This is a genomic window from Candidatus Pantoea deserta, assembly GCF_003813865.1.
GTDB classification, from domain to species: Bacteria; Pseudomonadota; Gammaproteobacteria; order Enterobacterales; family Enterobacteriaceae; genus Pantoea; species Pantoea deserta.
Genome location: NZ_RMVG01000002.1, coordinates 365825 through 384088, shown reverse-complemented (window position 1 = coordinate 384088; position 18264 = coordinate 365825). Strand labels below are relative to the sequence as shown.

At 57.5% G+C, this 18264-nt stretch carries 20 protein-coding genes; 5 read left to right on the top strand and 15 right to left on the bottom strand.

Features of this window, described 5'->3' with window-relative positions:
* Positions 1-366: 366 nt before the first annotated feature.
* The 11 genes from nei to BBB56_RS04420 form a co-directional block, all read right to left on the bottom strand.
* Positions 367-1155, bottom strand: a complete 789-nt coding sequence (gene nei, locus BBB56_RS04470) for an endonuclease VIII (RefSeq protein ID WP_123799171.1) — start codon at positions 1153-1155, stop codon at positions 367-369.
* Positions 1156-1165: 10 nt separating this feature from the next.
* Entirely contained in the window at positions 1166-1813 is a 648-nt protein-coding gene (gene pcp / locus BBB56_RS04465) for a pyroglutamyl-peptidase I (RefSeq protein WP_123799169.1), read from the bottom strand.
* Between the two features lie 7 nt (positions 1814-1820).
* Positions 1821-2840, bottom strand: a complete 1020-nt coding sequence (locus tag BBB56_RS04460; protein WP_199756194.1) for a DUF979 domain-containing protein — start codon at positions 2838-2840, stop codon at positions 1821-1823.
* Positions 2837-3565, bottom strand: a complete 729-nt coding sequence (locus BBB56_RS04455; protein WP_123799165.1) for a DUF969 domain-containing protein — start codon at positions 3563-3565, stop codon at positions 2837-2839. The genes BBB56_RS04460 and BBB56_RS04455 overlap by 4 nt, the downstream gene beginning before the upstream one ends.
* Before the next feature lie 54 nt (positions 3566-3619).
* Positions 3620-4357, bottom strand: a complete 738-nt coding sequence (pxpA, locus tag BBB56_RS04450) for a 5-oxoprolinase subunit PxpA (RefSeq protein ID WP_123799163.1) — start codon at positions 4355-4357, stop codon at positions 3620-3622.
* Complete coding sequence (pxpC, locus tag BBB56_RS04445; protein WP_123799161.1) at positions 4347-5279, bottom strand: 5-oxoprolinase subunit PxpC; 933 nt, start codon at positions 5277-5279, stop codon at positions 4347-4349. The genes pxpA and pxpC overlap by 11 nt, the downstream gene beginning before the upstream one ends.
* The gene (pxpB, locus tag BBB56_RS04440; RefSeq protein ID WP_123799159.1) at positions 5273-5929 is read right to left on the bottom strand and encodes a 5-oxoprolinase subunit PxpB; all 657 of its coding nucleotides are present in this window, start codon (positions 5927-5929) and stop codon (positions 5273-5275) included. The genes pxpC and pxpB overlap by 7 nt, the downstream gene beginning before the upstream one ends.
* Before the next feature lie 136 nt (positions 5930-6065).
* A complete protein-coding gene (locus BBB56_RS04435; protein WP_123799157.1) occupies positions 6066-6809 on the bottom strand; it encodes a type 2 GTP cyclohydrolase I in 744 nt (247 codons plus the stop codon).
* 17 nt (positions 6810-6826) lie between these two features.
* Entirely contained in the window at positions 6827-8254 is a 1428-nt protein-coding gene (gene phrB, locus BBB56_RS04430) for a deoxyribodipyrimidine photo-lyase (protein ID WP_123799155.1), read from the bottom strand.
* 4 nt (positions 8255-8258) lie between these two features.
* Positions 8259-9215, bottom strand: coding sequence for a YbgA family protein (locus BBB56_RS04425; protein WP_123799153.1), 957 nt, complete (start codon positions 9213-9215; stop codon positions 8259-8261).
* A 160-nt stretch (positions 9216-9375) separates the two neighbouring features.
* Entirely contained in the window at positions 9376-9576 is a 201-nt protein-coding gene (locus BBB56_RS04420; protein ID WP_123799151.1) for a YbfA family protein, read from the bottom strand.
* 234 nt (positions 9577-9810) lie between these two features.
* On the opposite strand from BBB56_RS04420, the gene kdpE reads away from it, so the two are divergent.
* Entirely contained in the window at positions 9811-10485 is a 675-nt protein-coding gene (gene kdpE / locus BBB56_RS04415; RefSeq protein ID WP_123799148.1) for a two-component system response regulator KdpE, read from the top strand.
* 195 nt (positions 10486-10680) lie between these two features.
* Here kdpE and pgm read toward each other — a convergent pair whose 3' ends face one another.
* The gene (pgm, locus tag BBB56_RS04410; RefSeq protein ID WP_123799146.1) at positions 10681-12321 is read right to left on the bottom strand and encodes a phosphoglucomutase (alpha-D-glucose-1,6-bisphosphate-dependent); all 1641 of its coding nucleotides are present in this window, start codon (positions 12319-12321) and stop codon (positions 10681-10683) included.
* A 25-nt stretch (positions 12322-12346) separates the two neighbouring features.
* Positions 12347-12901: a replication initiation negative regulator SeqA gene (gene seqA, locus BBB56_RS04405; RefSeq protein ID WP_123799144.1), complete on the bottom strand. Its 555-nt coding sequence runs from the start codon at positions 12899-12901 to the stop codon at positions 12347-12349.
* A gap of 250 nt (positions 12902-13151) precedes the next feature.
* Here seqA and ybfF point away from each other — a divergent pair, with 250 nt between their 5' ends.
* The 4 genes from ybfF to fur all read left to right on the top strand — a co-directional run bounded on the left by ybfF (position 13152) and on the right by fur (position 15811).
* Positions 13152-13916 (top strand): esterase, encoded by a 765-nt coding sequence (gene ybfF, locus BBB56_RS04400; protein ID WP_123799142.1) that lies wholly within the window; start codon positions 13152-13154, stop codon positions 13914-13916.
* Positions 13917-14071: 155 nt separating this feature from the next.
* Entirely contained in the window at positions 14072-14347 is a 276-nt protein-coding gene (ybfE, locus tag BBB56_RS04395) for a LexA regulated protein (protein ID WP_123799140.1), read from the top strand.
* Between the two features lie 135 nt (positions 14348-14482).
* A complete protein-coding gene (gene fldA / locus BBB56_RS04390; RefSeq protein ID WP_123799138.1) occupies positions 14483-15013 on the top strand; it encodes a flavodoxin FldA in 531 nt (176 codons plus the stop codon).
* A gap of 354 nt (positions 15014-15367) precedes the next feature.
* On the top strand, positions 15368-15811 hold the full coding sequence (gene fur, locus BBB56_RS04385) for a ferric iron uptake transcriptional regulator (RefSeq protein ID WP_123799136.1): 444 nt from the start codon (positions 15368-15370) through the stop codon (positions 15809-15811).
* A gap of 58 nt (positions 15812-15869) precedes the next feature.
* On the opposite strand, the gene BBB56_RS04380 is transcribed toward fur, so the two are convergent.
* Together BBB56_RS04380 and glnS are read right to left on the bottom strand one after the other, a co-directional pair.
* Entirely contained in the window at positions 15870-16265 is a 396-nt protein-coding gene (locus BBB56_RS04380) for a hypothetical protein (RefSeq protein ID WP_123799134.1), read from the bottom strand.
* A gap of 233 nt (positions 16266-16498) precedes the next feature.
* Positions 16499-18166, bottom strand: a complete 1668-nt coding sequence (glnS, locus tag BBB56_RS04375) for a glutamine--tRNA ligase (protein ID WP_123799132.1) — start codon at positions 18164-18166, stop codon at positions 16499-16501.
* Positions 18167-18264: the final 98 nt, after the last annotated feature.

The following is an 18264-nucleotide window of genomic DNA, read 5'->3' as shown; positions in this document are numbered from 1 at the left end:
AAAAGTTTGGAAAGCGGGTAACATAGACCAAAGAGCAAAGCGTCCCACGCCAGGGATGGCGTGGGCCGAGCGCGCAGGGATGCGTAAAGCGACTTTGCGATCGGGCTATGTTACCCGCGTCGGCTCGCTATATCAGACTGGGAGCGGAGAGAAATCTCCGCTTTTTTTATGAATGCTGAAACTTATCGTCTGAAAGACAGATGCTAGTCGCGGGTAACCGGACCCGATCGCAAAAACGCAAAAAACGGCATCCTTGCCAGCTCGGCGCGCGCCATCCCTGGCGCGCGACGCTTTGCTCCTCGGGTCCGGTTACCCACTCCTCAAGCTTTTGATCCGTCTTTTATTAAAAAACGTCTCCGATTTATCTCAGTGCTGGCAGCCTGGACACCAGTAAAACGGTCGTGACGACAGCGTTCCCTTCTGGATAATCTCGCCGCAGCGGCGGCACTTCTTGCCCTGCCGATGAAACACTTCGAAGCGAAACGCCGCGCCGTGATGGTACTTTTTCATGGTGCCGCGCATGCGGTAAGAGTGCCGCGGTATCGCCAGCAGCGCCTCGCTGAGCGCATCAAGCTGCCGATCCGTCAAATCCTGCGCGCGATGCTGCGCCAGCAGCTCTGCCTGCCACAGGATCTCCACGCGCAGATAGTTGCCTAAGCCCGCAAGAAACGCCTGATCGAGCAGCAGCCCGCTGAACTGGCGACGCCGAAAGCGCGGCGACAGCAGACGCTCGCGCACCGTCGCGACGTCAAGGCTCGCATCCAGCACATCCGGCCCGACGCGATTTAAAAAGGGATGCGCCGCCAGCGACTCGGCATTGAGCAGCTCAATATCGGAGGCGCTGTAGAGCAGAATCGCACGATCGGCCACCGCCAGCCGTACGCGCAGCTGACGACGGGTTTCCGGCACCGTGCCGCTCTCAACCACCCGCCAGACGCCGTACAGCTGGTTATGGCTGTAGAGCGTCAGCCCGTTGGTGAAATGCGTCAGCAGCGCCTTACCGCGCGTTTCGATAGCCTTTACCTGCTCGCCCAGCAGCGCAGGCTCATAGGTTTTGAGTTCAGGAAAGGCAAACCAGACGTCCGTCAACGGTTTACCGACAATGGCTTCCTCAAGCTGATCCGCCGCGCGGCGGATCTCCGGTCCTTCTGGCATGCTCGTCCTCTTAGTGGGTAGCGCCGCCGGCGACTTTCACATCCGTTTCCGTTTCCAGCGCAACGCGAATCGCGATCTCCAGCGCCTGTATGACGTTATCCCGCGCCATGCTGGGCGCGCCAGGATGCTGAACGGCCTGCTCAGGCAGATAAGGAATATGGATAAAGCCGCCGCGCACGCGATTGCCCTCAGTATGCAGCCGATGCAACAGGCCATACATCACGCGATTACAGGTAAAGGTTCCAGCGGTTTGCGAAACCGAGGCGGGGATCCCTGCCGCGCGCAGCGCCGCGACAATGGCTTTAATCGGTAACGTAGAGAAATACCCAGCCGGTCCTCCTGCCACAATCGGCTCGTCAACCGGCTGCTGCCCGGCGTTATCGGCAATACGCGCGTCATCCACGTTGATGCCGATGCGCTCCACGGTGATGTCGCTACGTCCGCCCGCCTGGCCAACGGACAGGATTAAATCAGGATGAATCTCATCCATTGCGCGATAGAGCACGCCCAGCACGTCGCTGAAAACCACCGGCAGCTGACGTGTCACAATGCGCGCGCCGCCGATCGCCTTGCCATCCAGCGCGCGCACCGCTTCCCAGGAAGGATTCAGCGTTTCGCCCTCGAAAGGTTCAAACGCCGTCACCAGCACCTTTTTCATCCAGACCTCACCGGAACATTAAGAAATAGAGCAGAAAGACGTTAACGATTAACAGTAGCACACCGGTTGGAACCTGAGCCTTAATCACCGCATTGCGATCCGGCAGCTCCAGCAGCGCGGCGGGCACAATGTTGAAATTGGCCGCCATCGGCGTCATCAGCGTGCCGCAGTAGCCAGAAAACATACCAATCGCCGCCATGACCGCCGGATCGCCGTGGTGCTGCAGCACCAGCACGGGAATGCCGACGCCTGCGGTGATAATCGGGAACGCGGCAAAGGCGTTGCCCATGACCATCGTCAGCAGCGCCATGCCGACGGCGTACACCGTTACAGCGACGAAGCGATTATCAACGGCGAGATAACTTTCGGTCAGATGCGAAATCGCGCTGCCGACGCCCGCGCTGGTAAACAGCAGGCCGAGCGTGGCCAGAATTTGCGGCAAAATAAAGGCCCAGCCGATAGCATCCAGCAGACGACGCGTCTCCTGCATTGACTGTACCGGCTTCTCATGCGTCATCTTCAGCGCAATCAGCCAGCCCAGCAGACAGCCGATCATCATCGAGAACAGCGTCACCAGCGTCGCGTGATTGCCCGCGCCAAATACTGCCTCCTGCAAACCAGGGATATGATTAAACGCCAGTACGCCCGCCACCGTGACCAGCGGGATCGCCAGCGCGGGCAGAAACAGCCTGTTGCCGAGACGACGCGCACTGCCCTGCTTCTCCTCATCGCTGCGCTGATGGTAACGGCCCAGGCGTACGCCGCCGAAACCGGCAATCAGCGCCATTACCACCACCAGCACGCCTACGCTAATGTGCAGATAGCGCGCGCCCAGCTCCGGCGTGCCGGACAGCGACGTCATTAACCGCGTCGTCCAGTCACCGATCAGAAAGACCAGGCCGTACAGCGCCCAGAACAGACCGGTCGTGAAGCGACGCGGGTTATGGCTGTCGCGCCAGGAAAGCATCGCTACCACCAGCAAAATAATACCCGCCAGCCACATCAGATACTGTTGTTGAAACATCAGCGGCCTCCTTTGGCTTTCAGCGCCGCGCCGTTCAGCGCATGGAGTTCGCGCGCCAGCCGACGGTCCAGGCGAACCAGACGGACCGAATGAATAAGAAAAGCGGCGATAGCGGTCGGAATGCCCCAGACTGCGATATGTAGCGGTTCGGTATGGATGTTGGCGGACTCCAGCATAAAGTTATGCATAAAGATAATCGCGCCAAAGGCGACGAAAATATCCTCGCCGAAGAACAGGCCGACGTTATCTGTCGCGGCCGACATGGCGCGCAGACGATGGCGCACCTCCGGCGAAACGTCGCCATAGCGATTCTCCGTTGCCCCTTCCGCCATCGGCGCCAGCAGCGGACGCACCATCTGCGGATGCCCGCCGAGGCTGGTCAGCCCCAGCGCGGCGGTAATCTCGCGCACAAACAGGTAGACGATCAGCAGACGACCCGCGGTCGCGGTTTTGATCTGCGCGATCCAGGCCTGCGCGCGCTCTTTCAGGCCGTGTCGTTCCAGCAGGCCAATGACCGCCAGCGGCAGCAGCAGGATCAGCGGCAGGTTGCGGGTATTAAGAAAGCCTGCGCCCAGTTTTTCCAGAATATCGCCCAGCGGCATAAACGCGGCGAAGCCAGTAACAAAACCGGCGACAATAACGACCAGTACCGGATTAAAGCGCAGCAGAAAGCCCACAATAATTGCCGCGATACCCAGAAGCGGCCAGAGGTTTATCATGTTATCCATGTTTACCCTTAGGTTGGAAAGGCCCGGCGATAAAACCGGGCAAAAGACGAAAATTTACCGGGAGGTGACGGCGATCCGCTCAGCGGCAAAGACGTCACGCAGACGCTGCGCAAACAGCAGCGCATGAGCGCCGTCGCCGTGCAGGCAGACGGTCTGCGCATTCACCGCCACCCAGTCGCCGCTGATGCTTTGTACTTTTTTCTCCCTGACCATGGTCAGCGTCTGCGCAATCGCCCGCGCCTCCTCTTCAATCATTGCGCCTGGCTGGCTGCGCGGCACCAGCGCGCCGCTGCTGAGGTAACCGCGATCGGCAAACACCTCTTCCCGCGTGCGCAATCCATGATGCGCTGCGGCGCGCACCGATTCACTACCCGCCAGCCCGACCAGAATCAGATCGGCATCGACCGCTTTCACCGCGCGGGCAATGGCGTCCGCCAGCGTCGCGTCAGCGGCGGCCTGGTTATAGAGCATGCCGTGCGGCTTAACGTGCGCCAGCTTCTCGCCTTCGCTTTCGGCAAGGCTTTTCAGCGCGCCGATTTGATAGATCATCTGCGCATAGACCGTTTCCGGCGGCAGCTGCATCGCGGTGCGGCCAAAATTCTCCCGATCCGGAAAGCTCGGATGCGCGCCGATAGCCACGCCGAACTCTTTCGCCCAGCGCACCGATTGCAGCATGGTCTGCGCATCGCCCGCATGAAAGCCGCAGGCGATATTGGCCGAGCTGACCAGCTGTAACAGTTCACGGTCGCTGCCGCTGCCCTCGCCCAGATCGGCATTCAGATCAATCTTCATCAGCAAGTCCCCATGCCATGTGATCCAGCGCGCGCTGCTGATGCATACGGGCCTGCATCGCCGCTGGCAGCGAGCTCTGGATAAAGTGAATCGGCTCGCCCAGACGGATTTGCGCGAGCTGGTAAAGATCGGCATTAATAATGCAGGCGATGCGCGGATAGCCACCGGTGGTCTGCGCATCGGCCATCAGCACGATCGGTTGACCGTTGGGCGGCACCTGAACTACGCCGGGCACCAGGCCATGCGACAGCAGCTCGCGCGATGTCTCACGCTTCAGCTCCGGGCCTTGCAGGCGATAGCCCATGCGGTTGCTCTGCGGGCTGAGCAGCCAGGGCGTACGCCAGAAAGCCATCTGCGCTTCACGGCTAAATTCATGATATTCCGGTCCGGGCAGCGCGCGAATGCGGTTGCTCCAGAGCAACTGCCGCACCCCGGCTTTACGCGTAAAGCGGCGGGTGGGTTTTCCCAGCGGCAACCGATCGCCATCTTCCAGCTTGCGCCCCTGCCAGCCGCCAAATTCCGCCTTGAGGTCGGTGCTGACCGAGCCAAGCGTCGGCGCGATGTCGAAACCGCCGTGGATCGCCAGATAGCTGCGCATACCGTGTACAGGCATCGACAGCGTCAAAACCTGCCCTTTTTTCACCGGCAGCCGCCAGCCGGTCCAGACGGGCTTGTCGTCCAGCTCGGCGTTGCAGCCGGCTCCCGTCAGCGCGAACCAGCCGTCGCGCATAAATTCCGCTTTGAACTGACCCAGCACGATTTCCAGCACCGCGCTGTCGGGATCGTTGCCCACTAAAAGATTAGCGGTGCGCATAGCGGGCAGATCGAGCACGCCGCCTACGCTGATACCGGACTGACGCCAGCCGGTACGGCCGCTGTCCTGAATGGTTGTCGCCAGTCCCGCTCGCAGGATCCTTAACATACGCCCTCCTTTTGCGGCACAAAGCGCACGCTGTCGCCGGGACGCAGCAGCGTTGGCGGCTGCTGATGGGGGGTGAACAGCGCAACCGGCGTCTGACCGAGCAGCTGCCAACCGCCGGGAGTGGACAGCGGATAGACGCCGGTCTGACTTCCGCCGATGCCGACCGATCCGGCGGGCACGCTGACGCGCGGTTCGGCGCGACGCGGCGTGTGCAGACGGCTGTCAAGGCCGCCCAGATAGGGGAATCCCGGCTGAAAGCCGATAAAATAGACCACGTAGTCCGTGCTGCTGTGCAGCTCTACCACCTGTTTTGGCGTCAGCCCGGCGTGATCGGCGACAAATTGCAGATCCGGCCCGGCCTCTTTACCGTAAATAACCGGAATTTCTACCAGGCGCGACGCCGCTTCCTGGGCTTCGCTCTCTTCCCACCAGCGTTGCAGGCGCTCAACGGCAGCCTGCGCGCTCTGTTGCGGCTCGCGCAGCAGCAGCGTGATATTGTTCATGCCGGGAATGACGTCAGCGATCTGCTCATGCTGTTGCAGGCGCTGCGTTAATCCCCAAATACGCTGCTGACTTTGCAGCGATACCGGTGGTTCAAGCTCCAGCACCACCGCCTGTTCCCCAAGCAGATAACATCGTGCTTGTTGCAAAATCCACCTCCCGTTCCCCGCTGCGCTAAGCGCGCTGCGGCTGTCGCTTATCAGAATAAAGCAACTAGTTATGCGAAAGTGGCAGAAATCTGTCAACAGATTTGCGCCCGGGCCAGGGCGCAAAAGCAGAGATTAATCAGGCGGGATTGGGAATATCGATAAAGGTAACGTCGAGACCATGGTGTTCAGCCAGCCATTCGCCCAGCGCTTTGATGCCGCCGCGCTCGGTCGCATGGTGACCGGCGGCGAAGAAGTGAATACCCTGCTCGCGGGCGCTGTGGATGGTCTGCTCGGAGACTTCGCCGGTGAGATAGGCGTCAACGCCAAAGGCGGCGGCGCTGTCGATAAACCCCTGGCCGCCGCCGCTGCACCAGGCGATGCGACGGATTTGCGCCGGCGCGTTATCGCCGCAGTGCAGCGGCGCGCGTCCCAGCTTTTCTTCGATACGCTGCGCCAGCGCCGCGCCGCTCAGCGGCGTCGCCAGCTCGCCCCAGAATACCAGCGGCTGCACTTCGCCTTTTACCTCTATATCCAGCAGCTTCGCCAGCTGCGCGTTGTTGCCCAGAACGGGATGCGCATCAAGCGGCAGGTGCCAGCCATAGAGATTAATGTCATTGCTCAACAGCGCGCGCAGGCGGTTGCGCTTCATCCCTTTGATGGCCGCCGGCTCGTTTTTCCAGAAATAGCCATGGTGCACCAGGATGGCGTCGGCGTGCCGCGCGACCGCCTCATCTACCAGCGCCTGGCTGGCGGTGACGCCGGTAATAACGGTTTTAACCTCGGCGCGCCCTTCGACCTGTAGCCCATTGGGCGCATAGTCGCTGAAGGCGCTGCTGTTTAGCTGCTGATTGACAATGTTTTCAAGTTCGTAGTGATTCATAACGGCTCCGTGCCGCCTCAGGCTGCGTTTTTCGCGCGCACAAAGGCGTCTAATGTCTTTTTACGTGCCTGCTTATGTTCCACGATTGGCGAGGGATAATCGAGTTTCTTGTGGTTTTTCTCGGCCCAGCGCTGCGGCTGATGAATATCGCTATCCGGCACCTCGGCGAGTTCAGGCAGCCACTGGCGAATAAAAGCGCCCTGCTTGTCAAAGCGTTCGCCCTGCGTCGTAGGATTGAAGATGCGAAAATAGGGCACCGGATCGGTGCCCGTCGACGCCGCCCACTGCCAGCCGCCGTTGTTCGCCGCCAGGTCGCCATCGATCAGATTTTGCATAAAGTAGCGTTCGCCTTCATGCCAGTCGATCAGCAGATCCTTCACCAGAAAGCTGGCGGTGATCATGCGCAGGCGGTTATGCATCCAGCCCAGCGCTTTCATCTGGCGCATGGCCGCATCAACAATGGGATAACCGGTTTTGCCCGCTTTCCAGGCGGCGAAATGCGCCTCGTTGCGCTGCCAGTCAACGTTGCGCGTCCACTCCACAAAAGGCTGATGTCGGCACAGCGCAGGAAACGCCACCATCAGATGACGATAAAACTCGCGCCAGATTAGCTCGTTAAGCCAGACAAAGATTTTCTCATCCTCCAGCGCGCGCGGGTGTTCTGTCAGCACGCGGCGCAGACACTGACGCGGCGATAACACGCCGGTTGTGAGATACACCGAAAGGCGGCTGGTGCCATCGATGGCAGGGGTGTCGCGTTGGCGAGAGTAATCGCATATTGACTGCCGGGCAAAGTGGCGCAGGCGTTCAAGCGCGGCCGTCTCGCCCGGCGGAAAGCGTTCGCGGTCAAACGCCTCCATCGGGTAATCAAAACGCGGCACCTTGTTTTTAATCTTCACCGCGCCGCTGGCGCGCGTTTTCGGCGCGGCGACGCACTCCGGCAGGGACTGATGCAGCCGACGGACAAAGGCTTTGCTGAACGGGGTGTACACCTTATACATTTTGCCGTCGCCGGTCTGTATGCTGCCCGGCGGCAGCAGGACGCTGTCATCAAATCCCTGACACACCACGTCCGCCTTATCGAGGCGTTTTTCCGCCTCTGCATCGCGCTTCCGTTCGTTTAATTCGTACTGATAGTTATAAAACAGGGCATCAACCTGGTGGCGCTGGCAAAAAGCGAGCAGCACCTCAATCGAGGCGGCGAAATCCTCACAGGTTTCCGTGAACAGGGGGATGCCGCGCTCGGCTAATGTCTGCTGAAGTTCCAGCAGGCTCTCATAGATAAAAGCCGCCTGTTTCGGTGCCATATCGTGCTGACGCCACTGCTGCGGCGTAGCGATATAGAGCGCGATAACCTGCGCGTCGGCATCGCGACAGGCGGCGCTGAGCGCAAGGTTATCATTGATGCGCAAATCGTTGCGCAGCCAGACCAGATGGGTACGCATCTGATTACTGACCGTAGCGCAGACGCAGCGCCTCCGGATAGGGATCGAAATAGCGCTGCTGCGTCAGCCACGGGTGCGGATATTGCGTCATGTAGTGCTTCAGCATAGTGATCGGCGCCAGCAGCGGCTGAACGCCGCAGCGATAGCGATCGATCAGCTCCGCCAGCTCCTGACGCTGAGGCGAGCTGAGCTGACGGCGGAAATAGCCCTGCGCATGCATCAACACATTGGTGTGGTTGCGACGCGTGGCGGGCTGGGACAGCAGCGCCATCATGCGGTTACGGTATTCAAAGGCAAAGGCTTCCAGCGAATCCCACTGGCTCATCGAGGCGACGAACGGACCCAGCTCGCGGTATTTTTCCTGCGAATGCGCCAGCATCAGCAGCTTATAGCGGCTGTGAAAAGCGATAAGCTGCCCGCGGCTCAGACCCTGTTTCCACATCTGGTTAAATTCGTGCAGCGCGCAGATGCGCCCGACAAAGTTTTCGCGCAGTATGGGATCGTGCAGGCGGCCATCCTCTTCGATCGGCAGCCAGGGCATTTCCGCCTGTAGCTTTTCAGCAAACAGGCCCATCCCGGCTTTGCGGTTATTATTGGTGTCAGGCTCGTAGACGCGCACGCGCTCCATGCCGCAGCTGGGCGATTTTGCGCACAGGATGTAGCCGCACAGATGATGCAGCGACTTAACCCGTTCAGCCGACCAGTCGCGCATCTGCTGCGTGACCTCCTGGCCGCCGTCTTTGCTAAAGCAGAGATGAATCTCTTCGTCTTCCTGCTTAACCAGGCGCAGCGCCGGACGCGGTGTCGGCAATCCTATCGCCATTTCGGGACAAACCGGCTCGAAACGTACAAAGGGCGCAAGTTCGTTGACGGCAAAGGCCAGTCGTTTGTGACCGCCATCGAAACGCACTTGTTCTCCCAGCAGGCAGGCACTGATACCCAGCGGAATTTTTACGCTCATACTTGTACAACCTCCGAAATCTTGTAGAGGTTTAAGTGTAGCCGAAAAACGTGCGAAATACACTCCCACGCCAGTAAGTGAGGGCTTTTCTCTGTGAGGGGCGCATCAGAAACAACAAAGCCCAATGTCTCCATTGGGCTTTTTTCGCTATGGCCGCGGATTACCAGAAAACGCCGCCTGCCGATTCGGTTTGCGCCAGCCAGACCGGCCGGGTGCTGGTTTTGCACCAGACACGATGCAGATAGCTGTAAAAGCGCGCGCGATCTTTGCGGAAAAGCATGACCGGCAAGGCCAGCACGCCGATAAGAGTAACCAACGCGCGGCGCAGGATGATTTTATAGCGCGGATAAGCCTGATACATAATCTGCCTCCTCAGGAGCGATGGTGAATAATGTGATCTTGCTCAGATATTACGCTGACTGGCGTAATTTTACTACTCATCCGACCACCATTTTGCTGTTTTTTTCTTCATAAAATGCGCAGTGATGAAATTAAGTTACATAAAAGTTAATGGTGTGTTCTTTTCAGGCGCATATAGCTGCGGCGAAATTGCTGGTAGAGTGACGACACCTTATCAGGCATGGAGCATCAGGGCGTGACCACCGTATTAATCGTCGAAGATGAAAAAGAGATCCGGCGCTTTGTGCGCCTCGCGCTGGAGGGCGAAGCGCTGAAAGTGTATGACGCCGATACCTTGCAGCGCGGGCTGATCGAGGCGGCAACGCGCAAACCCGATCTGGTGATCCTGGACCTTGGATTGCCCGACGGCGACGGACGCGATTTTATTGAAGAAATACGGCAGTGGAGCGCTGTGCCGGTGATTGTGCTGTCGGCGCGCGTGGACGAAGAGGATAAGATCGCCGCGCTGGATGCGGGCGCCGATGACTATCTCACCAAACCTTTTGGCATCGGTGAGCTGCTGGCGCGCGTGCGCGTGGCGTTGCGCCGCCATGCTGGCCCGCAGCCGGAGCCGGAGATTCGCTTTAGCGATGTCAGCGTCGATCTGGCGACGCGCCGCGTGTTACGCGCCGGGCAGGAGATCCACCTGACGCCCATTGAATTTCGCCTGCTGGGCGTCCTGCTGAAAAATGTAGGCAAGGTGCTGACGCAGCGGCAGCTGCTGAGTCAGGTATGGGGACCCAATGCAGTGGAGCACAGCCACTATTTGCGTATCTATATGGCGCATCTACGCCAGAAGCTGGAGGCGGACCCGACACAGCCAAAGCATCTGCTGACGGAAACCGGTATCGGCTATCGCTTTATGCCATAAAAAAAGCGCCCTGGGGCGCTTGAGGAAGACGGCATGGCGCTGACGCAGAGAGAAAGGCGCGGTTGCTCAGGGAATTTCCCCCCTGCGCGCCGCGCGCCGATGCTGCGTGGAGCAACAGGCTCCCGGCCCATTGCGCCGACTGCCGCGGTATGCGCCGCGTGAACGGCTCAGGACGCAGCAGCCTGCTCCTTACCGTCAGGCGTTTTTCAGCACTTCGCTGACGATCTCTACCGCTTCTTTCTCGATCTGCGCGCGATGTTCTGCGCCCAGGAAGCTTTCGCAATAAATTTTATAGGCGTCTTCGGTGCCTGACGGACGCGCGGCGAACCAGCCGTTTTCCGTCATCACTTTCAGACCGCCGATCGAGGCGCCATTGCCCGGCGCCGCCGTCAGACGCGCGGTAATCGGGTCGCCCGCCAGCGTGTCGGCGCTGACCATTTCAGGCGACAGCTTAGAGAGCGCGGCTTTTTGCGCAGAGGTCGCCGGTGCCTGTAAGCGGTTATAGCTCGGCGCGCCGAAGCGTTGCGCCAGCTCGTCATAGTGCTGCTGCGGGTTCTTGCCGGTTACCGCGGTGATTTCCGCCGCCAGCAGGCAGAGAATGATACCGTCTTTATCGGTTGACCAGGCTGAGCCATCAAAGCGCAGGAAAGAGGCGCCTGCGCTCTCTTCGCCGCCGAAGCCAAAACTGCCGTCGAACAGGCCGTCGACAAACCATTTAAAGCCAACCGGCACTTCCACCAGCTTACGGCCGATGTCGTTGACTACCCGGTCAATCATGGCGCTGGAGACCAGCGTTTTACCCACGGCGACATCCTGGCCCCACTGCGGACGATGCTGGAACAGGTAGTTAATGGCGACGGCCAGATAGTGGTTCGGGTTCATCAGACCAGACGGCGTGACGATACCGTGACGGTCATAATCCGGGTCGTTGCCGAACGCCAGATCGAACTTGTCTTTGTACGCCAGCAGGCCAGCCATCGCGCACTCAGAAGAGCAGTCCATACGCACGACGCCATCTTTATCGAGATGCATAAAGCGGAAAGTCTGATCGACCGCATCGTTAACCAGCGTCAGATCGAGCTGATAGTGTTCAGCGATGCGCTTCCAGTATTCGATACCGGAGCCGCCCAGCGGATCGACGCCTAACTTCAGGCCGGCTTTCTGAATAGCAGCAAAGTCGATCACCTGCGCCAGACCTTCGACATAAGGCTGGATCAGATCTTTCTCGACGATGTGACCACTCGCCCACGCCTGATCCAGCGGCAGGCGTTTAACATCTTTAAGGCCCGCTTTGATCAGCTGGTTGGCGCGATCCTCTACCACTTTAGTGACGTTAGTATCGGCCGGACCGCCGTTTGGCGGATTGTATTTGATGCCGCCGTCTTCCGGCGGGTTGTGCGACGGCGTGATCACGATGCCGTCCGCCTGCGCCCCGCCCTGCTTGTTGTGCTCAAGAATAGCGTTAGAGATAGCGGGCGTCGGCGTATAGCCGTTGTCCTGCTGCACAATGACGTCTACGCCGTTAGCGGCCAGCACTTCCAGTACCGAGAGGATCGCTGGCTCAGAGAGCGCATGCGTATCTTTACCCACATAGCACGGGCCGGTAATACCATTCTTCTTGCGCTCTTCTGCGATAGCCTGCGCGATCGCCAGAATATGGTGCTCGTTAAAACTCTGACGTCCCGCGCTGCCGCGATGACCGGAGGTGCCGAATTTTACCGCATGATCCGGGTTCGTCACGTCGGGCTGAAGGACATAATACTGTGAGGTTAACTGTGCAACGTTAATCAAATCGCTCTGCTGGGCGGGTTGCCCGGCACGGGGGTGACTGGCCATTGGCGCTTCTCCCTGACGCTTCGGTTTAAATGGTGCCGCAAACTTTCTCAGCCAGCTCCTGCGGGAACTGCATTGAGACCATGATGTGTTCCACCATGCTGCATTTACGGCCGGTATTGGTGTTGGTGATCACCCAGTACGGCGTGCCGGGAACGTGCTTCGGCTTGGTATGGGTGCCATTTTGCAACAGCGTCTGCTCGTCGCCCGCAAAATAAACGCGAGTGCGGCCTTGCAGCGACGCGGTAGCCTCAGCAAATGCTGAAGGATCAAGACGATAGAGAGTTGACAGAATCATCATAAAACGATTAACCGCTTTCTTCTGTTCGGCGTATTCGTCGGACAGCAGCAGCTCACGTACGGCGCGCACGCGATCCTGAGGACGGTTTTCCGCACGTACCGGCTGAATGGCTTTTTGCGCCGTATCGCCTGCAGCCAGGGGCGCTGCCGTCGCCGCAGGCGCGCTTTGACCGGCGGTAAATTTCAGCATCCGCCGTAAAATGTCAGAGGCGCTTTCGCCGATGTGCTGCGTGTGGCTGGCGATATAGCGATAAAGGTCTTCGTCAACTTCGATCGTTTTCATCTTGTTCCGTACGTTTCAGACTTGTGACAGAACCACGCCAGCCTGAAAAAAACCTGTGCAGACATCTGTCATGCAAAAGGCGGGCGGGTTCTAACATAAGGATTATAAAGTTAAATCCAGACGAGCAGATAGCATTCGCACGTTCAGAAGGCAAAAGTCGGAATATGCCCTAAAGCCTGCCCTGTCAGCGCGCCTGGAAAGGTGAAAGCATGATAACCTAAGCCGAGGTCCCCATCTTAAGAACTTTGCCATGATTTTAAATGCTCGTCTGCAAACTGACCAATCCGTTGCTGATTCCCTGCCTGTCCTGCTTATTCACGGCCTGTTCGGCAGCCTTGATAACCTTGGCGTGCTGGCGCGCGGACTGAAAGAGGCGCGCCCGCTGATTCAGGTCGACGTGCGCAACCACGGTCTGTCGCCGCGCGCCGATGCGATGAGCTATCGCGCAATGGCGCAGGATATGTTTGACACGCTGGACGCGCACCAGATGGATCGCGTCGCCGTTATCGGCCACTCTATGGGCGGAAAAATCGCCATGGCGATGAGCGCGCTGGCTCCGCAGCGTCTGGAGCGGCTGGTGATGATTGACATTGCGCCGGTGGATTATCAGACGCGTCGTCACGATAATATTTTTGCTGCCGTGCGCGCCGTAAGCGAAGCCGGCGTGCGTCAGCGCAGCGAGGCGGCGCAGGTGATGCGCGCGCTTATTAAAGAAGAGGGCGTGATCCAGTTTATTCTTAAATCCTTTCAGGATGGCGAATGGCGCTTCAACGTTCCGGCGCTGTGGGAGAATTACGCTACACTATCTGGCTGGGAAGAGGTGCCGGCCTGGCCGCATCCGGCGCTATTTATTCGCGGCGGCGACTCCTCCTATCTCGACAATCAGTATCGCGATGCGCTGCTGCGTCAGTTTCCGGCAGCCCATGCGCACGTGATTAGCGGGGCGGGTCACTGGGTTCACGCCGAGAAACCTGATGCCGTATTGCGCAGCGTTCGTCGGTTTTTTGCGCTTTAAAAGCAAAAGCTTGCCGTTCGCGGTTTTGCATTGGCGTCATCTCTCCGGCTGGAGTATGATGGCGCGCTAAATTTTGCCGCTGCCTGTTTTTTTGCGGCGGCAATGGCCCATATCGTCATAAACGCGCCTGTTCGCGCCTCAAGTTTTACTGAGCCATGGCAAAAGAACACACTGACCGCACCACGCTGGATCTGTTTGCAAACGAGCGTCGTCCCGGTCGCCCGAAAACCAGTCCGCTATCGCGTGATGAACAGCTGCGCATCAATAAGCGCAATCAACTGAAACGTGACAAGGTGCGCGGGCTGCGCCGTGTCGAACTCAAAATGACGCGCGAAGCCGTGGATGCGCTTAACACCCTGGCTGAGCAACGCAACATCAGCCGCAGCGAACTGATTGAACAAATGCTGCTGGCGCAACTCAAAATGGACTGAATCGCGCAAAGCGCACGCAGAAGCAAATGTCGCGGCTTTTCAAGTTCCGCCCCTTTGCCCGCTCTGCTATCATTCGCTTAATTGTGCGCACCGCGCATGCATCTCATTATCAGGATTTAAGAGGTTATTTACTCCATGGCAATCGTAGGCATCTTCTTTGGCAGCGATACCGGCAACACCGAAAACATTGCAAAAATGATCCAGAAACAGCTGGGTAGCGAAGTTGCAGAAGTTCATGACATTGCCAAGAGCACTAAAGAAGATCTGGAAGCATTCGACATTCTGCTGCTGGGTATCCCGACCTGGTACTACGGCGAAGCGCAGTGTGACTGGGATGACTTTTTCCCTACGCTGGAAGAGATCGACTTTACCGGTAAACTGGTCGCGCTTTTCGGCTGCGGCGATCAGGAAGACTACGCGGAATATTTCTGCGACGCGATGGGCACCATCCGCGACATTATCGAGCCGAACGGCGCGGTGATTGTGGGTCACTGGCCAACCGAAGGCTATCATTTCGAAGCCTCTAAAGGTCTGGCGGATGATAAACACTTCCTCGGCCTGGCTATCGATGAAGACCGCCAGCCGGAGCTGACCAGCCAGCGCGTCGACGCCTGGGTCAAACAGATTTACGATGAGTTACAGCTTCAATCCATCATCGAAGCCTGATTATCCAGCTACTCAATGTGGGCGCTGGCTCACATTGAGCTAAAGGTTTTTCCTATAGAAATAATAGCTACAGATTTTTAACTTTTAACTGCGATTCTGTACAATACCCACATCGGTTATCTGCTTATTTCTCCTGCGAGGTCAGAAAGTTAGCGAGATGATAACGAACCTCCTGCATTTCTCCGCCCGGCGTCGTTCTGCGTTTTTTAACTGACCGTGTGGATTTCAGGCGTTTACCTCGGTTTTCATTTCAATGCTTCGCCTCTATAATGAGACGCAAATGAGAATAGACACCGAACGACATTCAAGGCAAGCCGCCTCAAGTAACCAGCAAAGTAACAGGACACTATCCGCATGACTGACAACAACACCGCATTAAAGAAGGCTGGCCTGAAAGTCACGCTGCCCAGACTAAAAATTCTGGAAGTGCTTCAGGAACCTCAGTGCCATCACGTCAGCGCGGAAGATTTGTATAAACGCCTGATTGATATGGGCGAAGAGATTGGTCTGGCTACCGTTTATCGCGTACTTAACCAGTTTGATGATGCCGGCATTGTGACACGCCACAACTTTGAAGGCGGCAAATCGGTTTTCGAACTGACTCAGCAACATCATCACGATCACCTGATCTGCCTCGACTGCGGTAAAGTGATTGAGTTCAGCGATGAATCGATCGAAGCGCGTCAGCGCGACATCGCCACCCGCCACGGTATTAAGCTGACTAACCACAGCCTCTACCTTTATGGCCACTGCGCGCTGGGCGACTGCCGCGAAGACCAGACGCTTCACGACCAGTAAAAATGTGCTATGCAGTAATTTTAAAAGCCGGTATGCCTACCGGCTTTTTTTATGCGCGTCAGGCGACCAGGGTTTCGTGCAGGTAGCGCCAGCGCGGGATAGAGGTGCTGCAATCCAGAATGGCCAGCGAAATGCGCGATTGATCGCTGCCGTTCATCATTTGCAGCTCGCGATACTGAATGGTGACTTCATCTTTTTGCAGGGAAATCACGGCGTGCTCGCTGGTAGCGATACGCATTCCTTCCCGCTTGCCCTGCAACTGGCGAAACAGCTCTTCCGTCTGATTCAGATCCAGCACCCTGCCCTGCGGCGTAACCATACGGAAATCCGGATGGAAGTGCGAAAGCAGCAGATGGAAGCTGTCATCTTCTCCTGTAGGCTGATTGAATATACGTTCAATGAGCTGATGTAAAACCACAACGCTGTGTCTTGCTTCCTGAGCGAGAGCCGTCATTTTTTTTCCTTTTTATGCCCGCGTAGCCTTTTTTAAGCGGATAGCCTACCTGAAAATAGCAAATTCACATCTGGAAATTGATTAATTTTCATTAACTCAGAAAAGGCTCAACTGGTCCGACAAGTCTTTATTATCCCGCGCAGCATAAAAGCGTGTGCTACCTCAGATAGCAGCCACAAAAAAGGGCGATTGCTCGCCCTGTCATCATTTTGTCATGCTGTTAATGCAAAAATTTAATCGCCTGTTTTTGCCCAGGTATCACGCAGGCCGACGGTGCGGTTGAAGACCAGCTGATTCGGACGGGAGTAGTGGCTGTCAGCGCAAAAATAGCCTTCGCGTTCAAACTGATAAGGCGCATCAGGCGAGGCGTTTCGCAGGCCAGGCTCAACAAATCCCTGACGAATTTCCAGCGAGTTCGGGTTAATGGTGGTGAGGAAATCCTCTACCGCGCCCGGGTTGGGTACGCTGAACAGACGGTCGTACAGACGGAACTCCGCTGGCAGCGCGTGCTCGGCTGCTACCCAGTGGATTACCCCTTTGACCTTACGACCATCCGCCGGATCTTTGCTTAAGGTATCGACATCACAGGTGCAGTAGATGCAGGTGATGTTGCCCGCTTCGTCCTTCGCGACGCGCTCGGCGCGAATAACATAGGCATTGCGCAGCCGCACTTCTTTGCCCAGCACCAGACGTTTGTACTGCTTGTTGGCTTCTTCACGGAAGTCGGCGCGATCGATCCAGACTTCCCGGCCAAAAGGCACCTCACGCGTGCCCATCTCCGGCTTGTTCGGATGATTTGGCATGGTGATGATTTCGTGATGCCCTGCCGGCAGATTCTCAATAACGACTTTCAGCGGATCGAGTACGGCCATCGCGCGCGGCGCATGTTCATTGAGGTCGTCACGAATACAGGACTCCAGCGACGCCATTTCCACGACGTTGTCCTGTTTGGTCACGCCGATGCGGCGGCAAAATTCCCGAATAGAGGCGGCCGTATAGCCGCGACGGCGCAGACCAGATACGGTCAGCATGCGCGGATCGTCCCAGCCTTCCACCACCTTTTCGTTCACCAGCTGCGTCAGCTTACGCTTCGACATCACGGCATATTCGAGGTTAAGGCGCGAGAACTCATACTGGCGCGGATGCACCGGAATGGTAATGTTATCCAGCACCCAGTCATACAGGCGGCGGTTATCCTGGAACTCCAGCGTACAGAGCGAGTGCGTAATATTTTCCAGCGCATCGGAGATGCAGTGGGTGAAGTCGTACATCGGGTAGATGCACCACTTGTTGCCGGTCTGGTGATGCTCTGCGAACTTAATGCGATACAGCACGGGATCGCGCATAACGATAAAGCTGGAGGCCATATCGATTTTGGCGCGCAGGCAGGCTTTGCCTTCAGCAAATTCGCCGTTACGCATTTTTTCAAACAGCGCCAGGTTCTCTTCCACGCTGCGATCGCGGTACGGACTGTTTTTACCCGGCGCGGTCAGCGTGCCGCGATATTCGCGGATCTCTTCCGGCGTCAGCTCATCGACATAAGCCAGGCCTTTATTGATCAATTCAACCGCGTAGTGATAAAGCTGATCGAAGTAGTCTGAGGAGTAACGAACGTTACCACTCCACTCAAAGCCCAGCCACTGCACGTCGCGCTTGATGGATTCAACGAACTCCATATCCTCTTTGACCGGATTGGTATCGTCGAAGCGCAGGTTGCACTGACCCTGATAATCCTGAGCAATGCCGAAGTTCAGGCAGATGGATTTCGCATGGCCAATATGCAGGTAGCCATTAGGCTCCGGCGGAAAACGGGTATGCACGCTGCTGTGCTTACCGCTCGCCAAGTCTTCGTCAATGATCTGACGAATAAAGTTAGTTGGGCGGGCTTCAGCCTCACTCATCTCTCAATCCTCAATACGTATAGCGGGTGATTTGTACCACGAAGTAACGGAGTATGATCCACAAAGCGTCGAAGGGAAACAACCGGTTTGTTGCGGTG